The organism is Deltaproteobacteria bacterium, from assembly GCA_016235345.1.
In the GTDB taxonomy this organism is placed as follows: Bacteria; Desulfobacterota; Desulfobacteria; order Desulfobacterales; family Desulfatibacillaceae; genus JACRLG01.
In genome coordinates this window covers 137830-154565 of sequence record JACRLG010000011.1, presented here as the reverse complement: position 1 = coordinate 154565, position 16736 = coordinate 137830, and the positions used below count along the sequence as shown (strand labels likewise).

Below are 16736 nucleotides of genomic sequence, written 5' to 3'. Positions count from 1 at the left end.
TGACGGGCATGGGGTATTATGTGAAATACGGGTAACCTTTTTCACATAGGGCGATCATGCAAATCCTCAACAAGCCCGTTGCATAAGCAGATAGCGGCGTGATAGCATTGCCCATCAAATTTTTCTGCGGGGGCGCAAACCTTGCCCCTCACCGGACATAGGGACTGCCCTATCGCAGTTCAGTCCACGGCGTATGGGCCGAAGGGCTTGTTTTACTTATGGAAACCGGATCTCATCAGGGGCCTGATCGAGAGATCGGGGCCGTTCAAAAGAATTCCGTTCAAATCAACATCGGGTGAAACAAAATGGCCGAAAAGCTAAACGGCGTAAAACAACCAGCCAAAGAGCCCGCCATCGGGGCTGTCATGGAAACCCTGCCCGTGCCGGACGCGGCGGAAATGGCCAGGGTTGCGGAAAAATGGATGAAGGCCAGGGAAAAAGAGGCCCGGCGCAAGGCCCGCCTGGAACGCTGGAAAAGGCGTCTGTGGAAGCTGCGCAACGCCGTGGCCAATCCCTGGAAAAAGGTGGAATACCAGCTTGAGTTGATCGGCAGGCGCATTCGTGAGCCCTTTGACGACATACTGCTCAAGATGGAGGCCAAGCGCGAGGAAAAACGTCAGAAGGAGATAGCTTATCTCAAGTCCATCGAGCCGGAGCGCGAGGAGGCTGCCCGCAAAAAGTGGGAAAAGCGGAAAACCCGGCAGGTGGCCCTTTCCATGCGCCTTGCGGTGTTGCAGGACTTTTTGTCTGCGGCGGGTCAGGTGATCGCAACGCCCTTTAAAAGGATAGACCGCCTGGGAGTGGACTTGAAGGACTTCCTCCTGGCCCCTTACATGGAGATGCTCCGCAAAAGGGAGGCCATTGTAGAGGAGCGCCGGAAGAAGATTGCCGAGATGATGAACAAGGACCGGGGAATGCAGGATGAAAAGATCCGGGCCCGGCACTACAAGATGATGGAAAAGATCATGATAGCCAAGGAGCGGGCGCGCCGCCGCCGCGAGCGCCTGGACTTCCTTTACCAGTGGCTGAGAAGTTTCGGCAAGTTCTGGCGCGACACCGCGCCCATCCGCAAGCTGATTTACCTCATAGTTCTGGTCTACCTGGTTTTCCGCTACAGGATGGTTATAGCCGACAGGTTCGGCAGCGTTTTCGGTTTCGACCTTCAGAAGCTGATGGAATAGTCGTCATCTTGAATGAATACAGTGAAAGGAGAATCTTTCCTGGGAGCGCGGGCGTCCCGCCCGCATTAAAGGCAAAAGCGGGCGGGACGCCCGCGCTCCCAGGTGCGCCATCCCTTTGCGATGGGGTTTAGGCTTCAAACAAACTTCATTAATGTCCCGCACGTTTTTTATTCGGTGGTAAGCCCCTTTATCCTGTAATTGAACTCGTTGGCCAGGACCGTTTTCCAATCCGGCGCGAACATGCTTTTCATCCTGGTTCCGTCCTGGGGGCCCACCGGTGTGCCGTAGGTGTAGAACCAGTTCACGATGGGGCTTCCGGTGAAGCCCAGGGCAAGCCAGTACTGGCCCGGACCAAGCACCACGTCCCCTGCGAAGTTGAAGTTCTCCCAGTTGTAGCCCGGCTTGTAGGGTATGCGCTCCACCTCGGCCACCTCGCTGGTGCCGATCAGCTCGCCCGGCGCGTTTTTGGCGTCCCTGTAAAGCTCAAGCCATATCTGGCCCTCGCCGCCGAAGCTGTGAAGGGCCAGGCCCGCCTCGGAAAGTTTCAGCGGCTGGTCGGTCACGAAGGCCTGGGCGTACTGCTCGCCCTTGGTTGTGACGTATTCGGCGGTCTCCGCCAGAAAGGTCCGGGGGTAGCTCAGGGAGCCGTCCTCCGCAATCACGGGCTCGCCCTGCCAGGTTGCGAAATCGAGCCCCTCCGGGAAATCCATGTTTCCGAAGGCCACCGGGGTTGACAGGGCCGAGGCGGGCGGAAGGGCGACCGGGCAGGCGAAGACCGGGCCTGCGGCTGCTGCGGCCTTCACCTTGGCGAAGGTGCCCTCCACGTTCGGGGTGAGATAAAGGGCGCGGGGGCCGTAACCGGCCTTGTCGGCCCGCATGTCCACCCGGTCCTCCAGAAAATCCACGTGGAAGATTTCCGAGGGCCTGGGCTGGCCGGTGGTCCCCTTGGGCTGGGTCCACTGGATGAAGCCGTCCTTGGCCGCCTCGTCGTTGTCCCGGCCCGATTCCATGCGGATGAAGCGGTTGGAGACGAAAAGCACAGAGTTCTGCGGATTGAAGGGGACCCAGCCGAGATCGGGAAAATAGACCTCTATCCAGGCGTGGCGGCCCATTGCCATGTTCATGGTGATGATGGCGTTTTTGGCCTTCACCCGGTAGGGCCATTTCAGGGTGACGCCGGTCACGATCCTTACCGGAATGCCCACGCTCCGCATGAGGCCTGCTGCGAGATGGGCGTAGTTCTGGCAGTTGCCGCGCCCGGAGGAAAGGGCGCTTAGGGCGTCACGGCTCTGGGGCCTGGACTCGTAACGCATGTAATCCACAAGCCAGGTGAGGATGCTTGAAACCGCGTCGTATTCGGTTTTCGCCTGCCTCGTAAGCTCAAGGGCCTTGGCCGCCACCACAGGGTCCTCGCTCTGGACCAGACGGGTGGGGGTCAGGAAGGGCCGGACCTCCTCCGGGACCTCGGCCACGGGAAAGGGCGCCTTGGTTTCCAGGGTGTCCAGCTTCACCGTGTTTTCGGCCACGAAGCGCACCGTGCTGCGTATGGTGGATTGAGGCTCGTTGAACACGGCCTCCACGAATTCGTTTCCGCGCTGGTCCGTCACCCGCCTTTGGGATGCAGGCTGAGGGTAGAAGTAAAATCCCTCCTCCCTCACCGCTTGGCTGTAGGTGGCAGAGTCGAAGCCTCGCGGCACGGCGAACTTCAAGGTTAATGTCTTTATCCCAGGATGCGGCTCCACCTCCTGCACCATCATGTAATTGATCTCTGCCGTCTGGCCGCCGTTAAGAAGGTAGGTTTCGGCAAGGGCTTCGCCGTAAAGGCCGAAAAACGCGGGGATCAGGGCCAAAAAAAAGAACCGTGCGGAACGTTTCATGGTTTCTCCTTGCTTGCCTTTGCAATGGAAAAGGCCGTGGGACAGGGGGAATCTGACGCCAATTCGTTTCGCCGATGTTTTCATTCCATTTTTTCAGATTATGATTAGCGGGCGATACTGTCAAGCATGGTTTGTTGCACTCTATCCACCGGCATTGAATTGACTTGAAAAAACGCCGGGCTTATAGTGCGTCCCGGCTCGATGGAACCGGTTCGGCGGCCTTGCGGCGGACCGGGCCAAAAAACGATAATTGAAGGAGAAATCGGTGAAAGCGAAAAAATCGGCGTTCCTATTAATCAGTCTTGGCGTCCTTTTGATTCTTCAGGGATGCGTGGCCCCCAACGTGAAACTTTTCACCGACGCCCAGGACCCATTGCGGGAGCGCCTGCTTTCCGGCAAGTCCGCCCAAAAGGTGCTCATCATACCGGTCAAGGGCAAAATCTCCGACGCCCCCCAGGAGGGAATGCTGCGCTCCAAGCCCAGCATGATGCAGGAACTCGTCTCCCAGCTTGACATGGCGGCCAAAGACCCCAAGGTCCGGGCAGTGGTTCTTGTGGTGAACTCGCCGGGCGGAAGCGCCATGGCCTCCGACATCATCTACAAGGAACTCACCGACTTCAAGGAAAAGACCGGGGCCAAGCTCGTGGTGTCCATGCTGGACCTGGCCGCTTCGGGCGGCTACTACATAAGCCTTCCTGCGGACTGGATCGTGGCCCATCCCATAACCGTCACCGGCTCGGTGGGCGTCATAATGGCCCGCGCCCGCGTCACCGGCCTCATGGACAAGCTGGGCCTGGACGTCACCGCCCACACCTCAGGCCGCAACAAGGACATGGGCTCGCCTTTCAGGCCCGCCACGGACGAGGAAAAGGCCCTGTTCCAGGATATAACCGACGACATGGCCGCGCGTTTCATGGGACTCGTGAAGGAGCGCCGCAGGCTCACCACCGAAGCCGCAGCCGAGGTCTCCACCGCCCGCATTTTCACAGCCGCGCGGGCAAGGGAACTGAACCTAATAGATGAAGTGGGCTACATGAAAGACGCCATCGCCAAGGCCAGGTCCCTTGCCGGACTGCCGGAGGACGCAAAGGTGGTGGCCTACCGCCGGGCGGACTACCCGGACGACAACGTCTACAACCCTTCCACCATGAGCGCACCCGCAAGGGCCTCCCTGGTGGACCTGGGGATTCCGCCCCTGGCCCCGGCCAGTCTCTCGCCGGGCTTCTACTATATGTGGCTTCCAGGCGCTGAGTAGTCGCCCGTCTAAAAACGCGAATCGCTGTGTCAGGCTTCAAAGCGCGGGTCGGTCATATACGAACAGTATTATATCTCCCCGCGCTTCTCGCCAACCTTCGCGCTTCATCGTTTTTAGACGGGCTCGGTACGTGGCCCCGGCAAATTTTCAGTAACGAAAGACGAAAAATGCCCCAATCGGCGAAAAATCATTTCAAGGCGGCGGTGTTCGACCTGGACGGAACCCTTCTGGACACCCTGGACGATCTCACGGACTCGGTCAACACGGTGCTGGCCATGCGCGGATTTCCGGGGCGTACAAGGGAGGAGATGCGCTATTTCGTGGGGGACGGGATAGTGATGCTCGTCCGCCGGGTGCTTCCCGAAGGAGCGAAGGACGAAAAAACCGTGGAGGAATGCGTGGCGCTTCTCCGCGAAATCTACGGAAAAACCTGGAACGCCAAAACAAAGCCGTATGAAGGAATCGTCGAGATGCTTTCGGAGCTTGACCGGGCGGGACTTATGCTTGCCGTGCTCTCCAACAAGCCGGACGCCAACACAAAGGAGACGGTGAAGTTCTTTTTTCCGGGCATCCCCTTTAAGATGATCTTGGGCGAGCGCCTTGGGGTTCCCAAAAAGCCCGATCCCGCCGGGGCCGTTGAAATCGCCGAAAGCCTGGGGCTATCCCCGTCCGAAATCCTCTATCTCGGCGACACATCCATAGACATGAAAACCGCCATCGCAGCCGGAATGCACCCGGTGGGGGCGCTCTGGGGCTTCCGCACCCAGGATGAGCTGGCCTCATCCGGCGCGGCCCACCTCGCCAAGACCCCGGCGGACGTGGTTGAGCTTGCGCGGCCTTAGTATGTAACGGTTAGCATTTGATTTCAGTAGGTTGGGTGGTTCCGCGCGAAGTGCGGGTTCACCCAACATGGAGGCCGATAAGCATTATCTGCCCCCAATAAATACTTTTTTAGGTATAATCAATTTGTGCCCAAGCGGAAAAATAACTTCTATTGCATTATTGGTCCAAAAAACAGAAATTTTATCACCTTTTTGAAATAAATCTGTCTCGATGAAATGACCATATGAGTCGTCTTTGTTACGCATTATCATGATAATTGTTCTGCGAGGCCAACCAATGGTATTCCATTTGATTGATCCTTGAATAATTTTAAATATATAAGGGTCAAAAGACTCATAATGAATATTTGGTGGCTGTTGTGAAGCAAATAATACCTGTCCTCCTGGTCTATCACCCAAAAATATAATAACAATACTATATATAATAATTAGAAAAAAGATGCATGTCGCGCACGCAAAAGTTAGTTTTTTGGGCTTCATATAAGTTGTCCTCTTAAGTGGGCACTGTGCTTCAGCTTATCTGGTCAAATCATTACAAGTATGCTGCCAGGTCAGCCGCCGCCTGCCTATTCTCTGTCAGCCTGGCTTTTCATGAGCCTCGGCATATATATCAGCATCGCCGCACCTGTTACGAAAAAGACAAGGCCGAATATGGGCATGAACAGGGTCTGGCCCTTGACTCCCGGCTCCAGCACGCACACCTCCGGCCTTCCCGGCATGTAATGGACCGTTACGCTCGCCTCTTTAGGATACCTGTTCACAATGTTTTGGGCGCGGGCCACCGAGCTTGTGCTCAAATCGCCGAAGCCGACGGAATCGCCGCTGTACGTAACCCGGTTTATGATGAAATCATAAACGATTTCGGCGCTGTACGTGCTGCCGTCGCTGTCGGAATGGTATTCGACGGAGCTTCGCTCTATCACACCCTTCGCCGTGGGCCACGAAGCGCTTTCCATGGCCCGGTTCAGATCCCTAAGTCCGAAGAACAGGATTACGGCCCCTGCGATGAAAAAGGGCAGGGGGAACAACCTTCCGAAGAAAAAACGCATTCCCGGCGACATTTTCTGGTCCATGTCTGGTCCCGCCCTTTAAAGGCTGTCACGCGCCTGTTGGTTTCATCCTGTTCCCGGCAAGGCATCGTGAAAATCCGATAGTCTTAAGAACTTCCCTTGCAATGACCTCGTTTCCGTAAGCGCTCGGATGAGAATAATCCTTCTGGCTGACAAGGCTTGACGGATGCGCGGATAAAAGAGGCTGCAAATCCTTTACGTAGAGGCCGTGATGCCTGGAAAGCGCGGTTATCAGGCCGTGTATGTGGGCGAAAACGTAACTGTCCGTTTTATCGGGGGTGAAAATCGGGACGATGAATATATACGGCGATATTTTCGATTTTCTGCAGAACCTGCCGATGCCGGATAACCCGGCGTTCAATTTCAGCAGGTAATACAGCTTATTGTAATAATCGGGATAATAAGAATGTTCCGCATTGCCCCAGTTCACGTCGACATAATGATGTTTGTATTGCCTGGATAAAAAGCCGTTGATTATTTTTAACGCCGTATCGTCGGTTCGGTTTTTCAAATAAGTGAAATCGGCTTGAACGCCGGTTTTTACCGCTTTTCCGTATTTCAATTTTCTGTACAGAAGAACGCCCCTTTGCGCCATTTGTAGCCGCAGCAACAGATCGATATATTTTGTTTCCAACATTTGTTCGGGCAATATCAATTTATCGTTGTTGGCGATCAAAAAATTTCCGGCCTGTCCTGCGTCATCAAAGATATCGTTGAGGCAGTATATGTATGCCAGATAATCCGCTTCGTATTTTGCGCCCTTGTTTTCGAGCCGCGCGCAAATCTGCCCTATTCCGTGGCCCGGCACCCCCAGGTTGAGGGCTTCCCAATCATCGGTCAGCCCGCAGCCTTTCAGAATGCGGCCCATTGTTGCAGAAATCGTCTGGCCGGGGCCGACCCCGAGCCCGTAGGCAATGGAATCGCCCGTTACGAGAATTTTTTTCCCGTGCGGCCCTTTGCCGGTTTGGGGGCCGGATACCCTTAGTCCGTCCCGGTCGTGTTCCGGCCACCTTGGGTTAAGCTCGTAACAGACGGCGGGGTCGGCAGACGGCGCTATCAGGCCCTCCGGGAAAATGACCACCTGCACCGGGCTTAGGGTTCTCATTACGATTTCGGCGATAACGAGGCCAAGGGCCGCAGATATTGCAACCGCAGCAATTTTGAACCCAAGAGTTCCTGATATCGCGCGGCGCATGGCCTTTTTCCCTTTTTTAAAGGTCTCCAGCCAGGGAGGAAATTCAGCATCCCCTTGCGACGCGCCTCACCCTTTTTCCGGGCGGTTTTTTTTCATCCATTTTTCGAGGTCGGCGGAAAGGGCGGGGTCGAGCCTGTTCATATCGGCGAGTTCTTTTCTTGCGCGGTCGGGCCTTCCGGTCATCCACAGGAATTTCACAAGCTCCTCGCGGGCGTTCAGAAAATCCGGGGCCAGCGCCACCGCCGCTTTCAGATGGGGCTCGGCCTCGGCAAAGCGATTCCGGGCGAAAAGCTCCCGGCCAAGGGCGAACCGGGCCTCGGGAAAATTCGGGGCAAGTTCGGCGGCCCTTGCGAAGTGAGCGAAGGCCTCCCCGCCGCCGCCCTTGGCGATTAGGAGCACCCCGATGTTGTAGTGGGTTTCCGGGTTTTTCTCCTCCACATGAAGGGCCTGCCTGTAGCGGGCCAGGGCCTCGTCTTTTTCACCCGCCTTCACAAGCAGAAGGGCCAGGTTGGTGATGGCCTCTGCGTAGCGCGGATTGAGCGAAACGGCCCTTTTGAAGGACTCCATGGCCTCGGATTCCCTGCCCTCTGCCACAAGTATCGCGCCCAGGTCGTTATGGATGGTGGCCTCGCCCGGAAGGCCGACAAGGGCCGTGCGGAATTTTTTTTCCGCGCCCTTTGCGTCCCCTGAGGCGGCCAGCACGCGGCCTATGCCGTGATGGGCCTGGGCCATGGTTGGCTTTATCGCAAGGGCCTTTTGAAAATAATAGAGAGCCCGCCTGTCGCCAGCCTCCGAAAAAAGCGCTCCCGCCTCGTAAAGGGCCTGGGCGTGCGAAGGGTTGGCCTTGGCGGCCTTCAGGAAACGCACAAGGGCCTCCTGTTTACGGCCCTTTTCCAATAGCAGAAGGCCAAGCTGGTAATGCACGTCATCCTTGGAGGTCTCAAGGGAAAGGGCCTGCTCCAGGTGCTCCGCCGCCTTGGCCCTGTTCCCCTTCCGGCCGTAATAACCCGCCAGGTTGTAGTGCACTTCGGGCAGGTCCGGGCGGATTTCCAGGGATTTTTCAAGATGCGCCAGGGCCTCGGCCTCCCGGCCCGCCTGATCGAGGTACACCCCAAGGTTGTTGTGGGCGATCCAGGCCGAAGGATTCGACTTTATGGTCCTGCTCCAGAGGGTCTCCAGGCTCGTGAACACCCCGGCGTGGCCCGACGACGAAGCGGCGAGGAAGGCCAGAAGCGCTGCGGGAGCGATCATGGCCGCCCTTGGGGGCTTTTGACGCAAGCGTTCCAGAAGCCCAGCCCCCCCGCAGACGACAAGGGCGATGAAGAAGGGAAGCGCGTGATAGGCGAAGTGGTCCGCAACGAAGGAATAGCGGTGTGGAAAGACGTTGAAAAAGCCCAGGGACGGGAAAAGGGCCATGGCAAAACAGGCTATGGCCGTGGCCGGTCCCCTGCCGATTTTTCCGCGAAAGGCGAAAAGGGCCGCGAAAAAGAGGATGAAGGCCGCCGGAAAAAGCCAGGAGACGAAATTTACGGCGTCTGTGGAAAACCTTGGGTAGATGAAGCAGAGGTTTACCGGCAGGAGAATTTTTCCGATATAGAACCAGAGGGCCTTTCCCGCCACTATGATGCGTTCCGGGAAGGTCAGGTCCCACTCGCCCCCGGCGGCCCCCACGTGGTGGCGCTCAACCCAGGCGGTGATGCTCCCGAAGGCCAGGGCCAGGGCGAAGAAGGGCGCGAGCCTCGCCCAGTCGGTCTTTTTCACCGCTCCGTTTTTCCACCACAGAATCGCCACAAAGGCGGCTGGAAGAACGGACGTGACGGTCTTGGACAGAAGCGCCGCCAGAAAGAGCAAGAGGGCCGCCGCGTACCAGAAGGAGGGGGTCCTGTTGCCGGTTTTGGGGCCGAACCCGAAGAAACGCGCAAGGCAGAAGGCAGAGGAAAAATAGAAAAATCCGGAAAGCACGTTCTTGCGCTCGGTGATCCAGGCCACGGATTCCACGTTCATGGGGTGAAGGGCAAATACTGCGGCGGCGAGCCAGGCTCCGGGAAGGCCGAGCCGTTTAAGAACCCGCCACAGGATGAGGCTTCCCAGAAGGTGCAAAAGCACGTTGGCCGCGTGATATGGCAGGGGATTTACGCCCCACAGCGAGCGCTCCAGCAAAAAGCTCGTGAAAACCAAGGGGTAATACTGGGGATTGGCGGAAAGGGAAAACCAGGTCCGGGAAAGGCCGTCCGGCGAGGCAAGGGTTTTGTTGGCGGTGAGATAGGAGTCGTCGTCCCAGATGAAACCGGCCTTTAAGGCAGGGATATAGGCCGTGATCACCAGCGCGGCCAGAAAAAGGGCCAGAAGGATATTTTTTCGCGGCACGCCTCGCCTCGCGGATGTTTGCCCCGCCTTGGGCGCAAGGCGGGGCTTTTGGCCATGTAAAAGCTAAAGCGCCTCCGGCGGCCGGGGGAGCGTCGCTCCCCCGGACCCCCCTTTATCTTACGCTACGCGTGCTTCGCACGCTTGCGCGGTTTTTTAAAGGCGCTACGAACTTCGGGGGCATCGTATTTTTCATCCAGGCTACTATGGATGCCGTGTTTTTCGGGATACTCAAAATTGCAGATCATCTTGAAAATATTGGCCGACAACAGGTATTGGTTCAATAACCCTCTAATATTTAAAGTTTTTTGGAAATGGTGGGAGGGGGTGTGGGGGAGGGCGGGAAAACCTTTTTTTCAAAAAAGGTTTTCCCGCCCTCCCCCACAAAATCGCAAGTCCTGTGTTTAAGTATCTTTCGGTTTTCAGATGGCGGCTGGGCCGCGTTCTCCGGTGCGCACACGTATGGCCTCGTCAACGGGCAGCACGAAAATCTTTCCATCGCCTATGGAGCCGGTGTTGGCCGCCTGCCGTATGGCCTCCACCACCCGTTCGGCCACGTCGTCGTCCACCACTATTTCCATCTTCACCTTGGGCACGAAGTCCACCAGGTATTCGGCGCCCCTGTAGATTTCCTTGTGGCCCTTCTGGCGTCCGTAGCCCTTGACCTCCCACACGGTCATGCCCTTGATTCCCATTTCGGACAGGGCCTCTTTGACTTCCTCGAGTTTGAACGGCTTGATTATGGCTTCGATTTTTTTCATGTCGTTTTCCTGAAGCGTTCTGATTGAAGTTGCGGATAAAATTATTCAGGATCCCGGTCCTGACGGTTTCCCGTGCGGTTTTCGAAGGGTCTGAACGACTCGTTTTTGAAAAGGACCTGGGTGGCCGTGGCGGTGGCCACGGCTTTCCTGTCCTCACGGATGAAATCGGCGGCAAGGTGGGCCATGTGGCGGCTGCGGTTGATGACCCTGCCTTCCACGTAGAGCCGCCCGCCTGTCACCGGCCTGAAAAAGGACATGCGAAGGTCGCTGGTGGTGAACATCTCCTCCGGGCCAAGCACCGTCATGACCGCAAAGGCCAGTATCTGGTCGGCCAGGGCGGAAAGATAGCCGCCGAAAAGGGTGCCCGCCGGGTTCATGAAGGCCGGGTCCACGGTCCAGGTGAACCACACCCGGCCCGGCTCCCAGCCGTCTATGGGGGGCAGCTTAAGGTTCACCGCGTGGGGCGGGGCCTCGGTGAGGGTGCGGGCCTCCATGCTGTCCAGGAACTCGGTCCAGAAATTTTTCGATCCGGTCATGGCGCTAGGGTTAAAGCCTGGGCGGTTTCAGGGGCCGCCGCAACCGGGCTTGCGCCCGTGGGCCTCGGAACAAAGGGGAACCTGGCCAGTTCGGCGGAGGTCAGAAGGGCCATGCGGGTGTAGCCGCCGTCCATTTCCACGAACTGGAGAACGCCTTTGTCGTCCACGTAGAACCGGCATTCCCGGCGCACGCCCCTTAAAACGAACAGGGTGCAGGCTAGCTTGCGGTCGGCGGCCTTTATCTCGGCCTCGCCCATGCATTCAAGACCGATGCCCTCTCCGGTTTCGGGCCTGGGCTCCTGGGGGTCGAAATAGCCGGGAAAGGTGTACAGGACGCCCTTTTCCCTGGGCAGAACCTCCACGATCCTCATGAGCCCGGCCTGGGACACGATATTGTCGGGATAGTCGATGACGTTGGGCTTGGCCTTCAGGAAACTCTGATGGAGCTTGCCGTTTTTCACCTCGACCCTGGACTCGTCCAGGATTTTCCCGCCCTGCTCCTCGGTTACGTGGCTGCGGACCACGTCCAGATAGGGGCTTTTTTTGCAGGTGAGGCGCATGTTGTAGGTTTTCGCGCCTGCTGTCACGGTGTCGAACATTTCAACTGCGGTGGCAAGGATCGTGGTGGTCCTGCTGTAAAGGAAATTGGACTTGCTCTTCCAGTCCCATGTTTTGGGGTCTGCGTTAAGGCCCAAGGCGTAGTGCATGGTTTCGGTTTTCCCGAAGGCGCTCACCTCTATGGGAATTTCATTCAAAGGCTTCTTTTTGGGCTTGCCCGAACAACCCCCTGCGAATATAACCGTGACGGCGACGACAGCGCACAGCGCGATGATCCGGTTACTGTTCCAACGCCCCATGATTTTGAAATCCTTTCGGCTGATTTCGTTTTTATGTGACCCTGTTGCCTGGTTTGGATTCAAAGCCCGCAGATGGCCGAAAAATGAAGCGGCGGGCGTAAGTCTTTTTTACGGATTGGTTCCCGCCTACCCGTATCGTGTCGGAATAATCAGAATAATACAAATTCCACGGGCTTTGCAATTCCTTTTACATGCAAAAAAATTAGACTTGCAATTCCCGTGAACCTCGCCTAATGTTATTGAACACGATTCAATTAATGAACTTGATTACACCACTGCAGGAGGACCATCATCCGAAACCGGATAAAAGCGAACGCTCGGTAACAGCCTGTTGAAAAGGCAAGATGCAAAGCCTGAATAAAAACGATGAACACGGCGCGCTAAAAGCCAATGAGTAAGCCTACTTAAGGTACGTGACGGAATTGGCTTTGAAGCGCTGGCGCTGCCAGTTCGCGTTTTTAGACAGGCTGGTAAAATGATCCACGAGGCCAAACGCTGGCATAGAAAAAGGAGCCCTTAATGTATCCATACCTCTTTTCGCCTTTGAAAATCGGGCGTCTTACGGTGAAAAACCGCATAGCCTACCCGTCCCTTGGGCTTTTGTACTCCTACGACGGACTTTTGAACGACCGTTATTACGAGTTTTTCAGGGCGCGCGGGGCTGGCGGCGCGGGCATAGTAACCGTGGGCCCGGTGGGCATCGACTTTATCGGCGCGGGCTTCGTGGCCCTGTCCCTGGCCGATGACGACGCCATCCCGGCCTTCGCCAGGCTGGCCCAGGTCATCCGCGAAGGCGGCGCAAGCCCCTGGGTGCAGATATTCCACGCGGGCCGGTATTCCCATCCCATTCTCATCAATAACGGTGTGCCCATAGGCCCAAGCCCGGTCTACTCCCGCTATTCCAAGGCGACTCCAAGGGAAATGACCCTGGAGGACATCGAGCGCACCAGGAAGGCCTTCGCGGCGGCGGCCCTTAGGGTGAAGCAGGCGGGCTTCGACGGCGTGGAGATAATAGGATCGGGCGGTTATCTCATCACCCAGTTCCTTTCGCCGGTAACAAACATCCGCACCGACCAGTACGGCGGCTCTTTTGAAAACCGCACCCGTTTTCCGAGGGAGGTTCTGGAGGCCGTGCGGGAATCCGTAGGGCCGGATTTCCCCATGGGCATAAGAATGGCCGGAAACGACTTCATACCCGGAAGCAACACGGATGTCGAGGCCGCCAGGATCGCCGTGGTGTACGAGAAGGCGGGCGTGGACGTGCTGAACGTGACGGGCGGCTGGCACGAGACCCGCGTTCCCCAGCTTCCCATGGAGCTTCCCCGCGCGGGCTTCGCGTTTCTGGCCTTAAACGTGAAGCGGGCGGTGAAGGTTCCGGTCATGGCCTCCAACCGCATAGCCGATCCGGTTTCCGCCGAGGCCATAATACGGGACGGCTGCGCCGACATGGTGAATCTTGGCCGGGTGCTGATAGCGGACCCGGAATGGCCGAATAAGGCCCAGGAAGGCCGGGAGGATGAAATCCGCCCCTGTGTGGCCTGCTCCCAGGGCTGCACCGACATGGTCTTTTCCGGCAGGCCGGTCTATTGCATAGGAAACCCCCTTGCGGGCTACGAGTTCGAGCGCGGCCTTCCAAGGACGAAATCCCCCAAAAAGATTCTGGTGGCGGGTGCCGGGCCGGGCGGCCTTGAGGCTGCCGTCACCGCAACCCAGATGGGCCACGCGGTTTCGCTCTACGAAAAATCGGGCAGGATAGGCGGCCAGCTTTGGCTTGCGGGCGCTCCCTCCCACAAGCACGAAATCCTGGAGTTCATCCGCTACTATCGGGCCATGCTGAAAAAGCTCGACATCCCGGTGTTTCTCAATACCGAGGTGGACGCCGCCCTGGTTGCGCGCGAAAAGCCGGATCACGTGATAGTGGCCGAAGGCGCGGAGCCACTGGTTCCGCCAATAAAGGGAATCGACGGCCCCAATGTTCTCACAGCCTGGGAGGTGCTCTCGAACAATCCGCCCATAGGCCCCAACGTGGCCATAGTGGGCGGCGGGGCGGTGGGCCTGGAAACGGCCATTTTCGTGGCCCAGAAGGGGACCCTGACGCCAGAGGTGGTTCATTTCCTGCTGGCCTACGAGGCGGAGCCTCCGGAACGCATAAGGGAGCTCATTTTCAAGGGCTCCTGCTCGGTGGTCGTTTTCGAGATGCTGGACAAGGCGGGCAAGGACGTGGGCCGCTCCACCAAGTGGGTGCTTCTGGACAACCTGAAGCGCCACGGGGTTGAAATCAACACCGGGACCAAAGTCCTTTCCTTTGAAGACGGCAAGCTCTCCTGGGAAAAGGACGGGGCTGTCCTGTCGGGACAATTCGACACACTCATCCTGGCATCGGGCTCCAAAAGCCGCAAGAGCCTTGCCGAGGCCCTGTCATCAACGGGCGTGCCCATGAGCGTGGTGGGAGACGGAGGCAAAATCGGGAAGATTGACGACGCCATTCACGGGGGCTTTTTGGCGGTGACCGCCCTGGGCTGACCGCTTCCCGCCTGAAACAGAACGAGCCGACCGGAGATTGTCTCCGGTCGGCTCGTTCGTGTTTGTTAGTAACACATGTCGTACGCCGGTCAGGCTGAATAACAGCCAGGATGCGAAGCCTGGATAAAAACGATGAAGTGCGAGGCGATGCACAACGCAGCAATTCGCGTTTTTAGACGGCTTCGCTGGCCCACTCCTGGGACCAATAGTGGAACGCGTCATAGACACAGAGCATGGGGGCGATGGAAAAAGAGCCCAGAAGCAGTATCACCGCTATTATGACTATGTCCGTGAAGGCCTGGTGAAGGGGCGGCTGGTAAGCCTTGAAGTAGGGGTCGGTGGCCCGGAGCACTTCCTCGGAGCCTGTGAAGGAGGCCATGCTGATGTCCAGCACCGAGCCTATGGTGTGCTCCCCGCGTGCTATCTGCATCCAGTGGTCGAGGTAGACGGCTACGTTGGCCTGGGTCTTGGGGCCGAGGCCCGGAACCACGCTGACCGCGCCGTCCTCAATGTTTATGGTGTAATCGGCGAAGAAGATGTCAGGCAGCTTTTTTGCCTCCGGGGCTTCCTGGCCCGGCATGGCGAAGTCGCTTTTCCCCGCCTCCTCCATGCCCGCGAATTTCATGAGGCGCACCCCGATGGAGGCGTTCACGCCCTGTACGGCGGCCATGTTCACCCTGTCGGGCAAAGTGGCGAAGGAAGCGCTGATGAACTGCTTCTGGGTCACTCTGGGGGCGAGAAGGGCCAGCACCACGCCCACTATCACCGCCACGCCCACCATGACGGCCACAGTGAGCCTGATGGACGCCCAGGCCGGATAAACGGCGTCGAACTTGATTCTTGCGTAGGCGATCAGAAAAAGGACGCCCACCACGAAGGCCGCGCCGAAAATCAGCATGGGGTATTTCGCCAGGGCTTCTACCATTTCCGTCTTGGCGTTCATCATGGTCCAGACCGGCGAATCCTGTTTCACAAGGCTGACCACGGTGAGGATGGCTCCGTAGCATACCATCCAGATGCAGAGCATGGCGGCTGCGGCCCAGTTGATCCATGAGCCCACCGCGCCCGAAATGGCCCCGACGGCTATCAGTCCGACCCTTTTCTGAAAAGCGGCCAGTATCACTCCGGTCAAAAGCCCGTACAGGGTGACGTACATGAGGATGAAGCGGATGCTTACGATGTTGTCGATTTCCGCCACCGAGGCAAGGCCGCGCGCCACCAGGAAGGTGACCACGAATAGGGCCGAGAAGAACACTACGAAGAAAAAGGCCGAAGGCATTGAACCAACGAGGAGATTACGCTTGTCTTCCATGGCGGCTCCCTGGCGAGATGAGATTTTTGAAGAGGAAAAAATGGCGAATCGGGGGAAAACGGGCAGCAGCGCCGGTCCCCCCGAAAATTTGACCGTATCGTCAACCTTAGCCGCATGGTTGGCCGGGTGTCAAGGGCAAATCAGCCACAGGGCCGCGTTGAATGGAAAATTTTGAGGCCGGGGGCGGGGCATTTCAGTCCGGGACTCGCGAGGCGATCGCCCGACGCACCTTCTCCATGAGAATCTCCATGTTGCCGTCGTCATAGCCCGCAGTTTCGATGGCCGGGTGGATGACCATATGGGCGTCCCCGGGGAAGAGCTCCATGGTGAAGGCGGGCAGAATTTTGGCGGTGCCGATGATGGTTACCGGCAGGATGGGAAGGCCCATGTCGCAGGCCATCTTGAAGGCCCCCTTCTTGAAATTTCCGAGTTTTCCGTCCCGGCTCCTGGTGCCTTCGGGAAAGAACAGCACGCTTTCGCCGCCCGAAAGCCTCTCTTTGGCGGCGTTGATGGAGGCCACGGCCCTTTCGTGGTTGGAGCGGTCTATGTAGATGTGGCCGAGCCTGTCGCAGGCCGCGCCCAGAAAGGGAACCTTCCTCAACTCCATTTTCATCACCCACTTGAAGGGGGCGGGAAACCAGCCGTACAGCACGAACACGTCGAAGTGGCTGGAATGGTTGCAGCATATCACGTAGCTTTTGCCCGGCCTCACGTTTGAAAGCCCCTCCGCCGTAACGTGCATGGGGGTGAGCTTCGCCATGATGCGGCTCCAGATGACGCCCATCACGTTGGCCCTTTTGGGCCCGGCGGTGGAGGCCAGGGCTATGGCGGTAAGGCCGCAGAGCATTGTGAAGAATGCCAGGCCCGGCATGAAGACCAGCCACTTGTACGGAAGATAAAGAATGCGGGCGAGTTTGGACCCGGTGAAGGTGCGCGGGAGGTTAAGGCGTCTGAAAAGCATGG

The 16736-nt window shown here is 57.7% G+C and carries 14 protein-coding genes; 4 read left to right on the top strand and 10 right to left on the bottom strand.

Features of this window, described 5'->3' with window-relative positions:
- Window positions 1-305: 305 nt before the first annotated feature.
- Window positions 306-1181 (top strand): hypothetical protein, encoded by an 876-nt coding sequence (locus HZB23_06010; protein ID MBI5844205.1) that lies wholly within the window; start codon window positions 306-308, stop codon window positions 1179-1181.
- Between the two features lie 167 nt (window positions 1182-1348).
- Here HZB23_06010 and HZB23_06005 read toward each other — a convergent pair whose 3' ends face one another.
- Window positions 1349-3058 carry a transglutaminase domain-containing protein gene (locus HZB23_06005; protein MBI5844204.1) on the bottom strand — a complete coding sequence of 570 codons (1710 nt, stop codon included), beginning with the start codon at window positions 3056-3058 and terminating at the stop codon, window positions 1349-1351.
- Between the two features lie 313 nt (window positions 3059-3371).
- Between HZB23_06005 and sppA the strand changes: the two genes are divergently transcribed.
- Window positions 3372-4313: a signal peptide peptidase SppA gene (gene sppA, locus HZB23_06000; GenBank protein MBI5844203.1), complete on the top strand. Its 942-nt coding sequence runs from the start codon at window positions 3372-3374 to the stop codon at window positions 4311-4313.
- A gap of 167 nt (window positions 4314-4480) precedes the next feature.
- A complete protein-coding gene (locus HZB23_05995) occupies window positions 4481-5155 on the top strand; it encodes an HAD family hydrolase (GenBank protein MBI5844202.1) in 675 nt (224 codons plus the stop codon).
- An 84-nt stretch (window positions 5156-5239) separates the two neighbouring features.
- On the opposite strand, the gene HZB23_05990 is transcribed toward HZB23_05995, so the two are convergent.
- The 7 genes from HZB23_05990 to HZB23_05960 all read right to left on the bottom strand — a co-directional run bounded on the left by HZB23_05990 (window position 5240) and on the right by HZB23_05960 (window position 11938).
- Window positions 5240-5635: a hypothetical protein gene (locus HZB23_05990; protein MBI5844201.1), complete on the bottom strand. Its 396-nt coding sequence runs from the start codon at window positions 5633-5635 to the stop codon at window positions 5240-5242.
- 86 nt (window positions 5636-5721) lie between these two features.
- Entirely contained in the window at window positions 5722-6228 is a 507-nt protein-coding gene (locus HZB23_05985) for a DUF3592 domain-containing protein (GenBank protein MBI5844200.1), read from the bottom strand.
- 25 nt (window positions 6229-6253) lie between these two features.
- Window positions 6254-7093, bottom strand: coding sequence for a hypothetical protein (locus HZB23_05980; protein MBI5844199.1), 840 nt, complete (start codon window positions 7091-7093; stop codon window positions 6254-6256).
- Between the two features lie 393 nt (window positions 7094-7486).
- The gene (locus HZB23_05975) at window positions 7487-9787 is read right to left on the bottom strand and encodes a tetratricopeptide repeat protein (protein MBI5844198.1); all 2301 of its coding nucleotides are present in this window, start codon (window positions 9785-9787) and stop codon (window positions 7487-7489) included.
- A 419-nt stretch (window positions 9788-10206) separates the two neighbouring features.
- A complete protein-coding gene (locus tag HZB23_05970) occupies window positions 10207-10545 on the bottom strand; it encodes a P-II family nitrogen regulator (GenBank protein MBI5844197.1) in 339 nt (112 codons plus the stop codon).
- Window positions 10546-10586: 41 nt separating this feature from the next.
- A complete protein-coding gene (locus HZB23_05965; GenBank protein ID MBI5844196.1) occupies window positions 10587-11081 on the bottom strand; it encodes a PaaI family thioesterase in 495 nt (164 codons plus the stop codon).
- Entirely contained in the window at window positions 11078-11938 is an 861-nt protein-coding gene (locus HZB23_05960; GenBank protein ID MBI5844195.1) for a hypothetical protein, read from the bottom strand. Before HZB23_05960 ends, HZB23_05965 begins: the two co-directional genes overlap by 4 nt.
- Window positions 11939-12457: 519 nt before the next feature.
- Between HZB23_05960 and HZB23_05955 the strand changes: the two genes are divergently transcribed.
- On the top strand, window positions 12458-14461 hold the full coding sequence (locus HZB23_05955) for an FAD-dependent oxidoreductase (GenBank protein ID MBI5844194.1): 2004 nt from the start codon (window positions 12458-12460) through the stop codon (window positions 14459-14461).
- Between the two features lie 172 nt (window positions 14462-14633).
- Here the strand turns inward: HZB23_05955 and HZB23_05950 are convergent, their stop codons facing one another.
- Window positions 14634-15773, bottom strand: a complete 1140-nt coding sequence (locus HZB23_05950; protein ID MBI5844193.1) for a hypothetical protein — start codon at window positions 15771-15773, stop codon at window positions 14634-14636.
- 193 nt (window positions 15774-15966) lie between these two features.
- Complete coding sequence (locus HZB23_05945) at window positions 15967-16734, bottom strand: 1-acyl-sn-glycerol-3-phosphate acyltransferase (GenBank protein MBI5844192.1); 768 nt, start codon at window positions 16732-16734, stop codon at window positions 15967-15969.
- Window positions 16735-16736 lie beyond the last annotated feature (2 nt).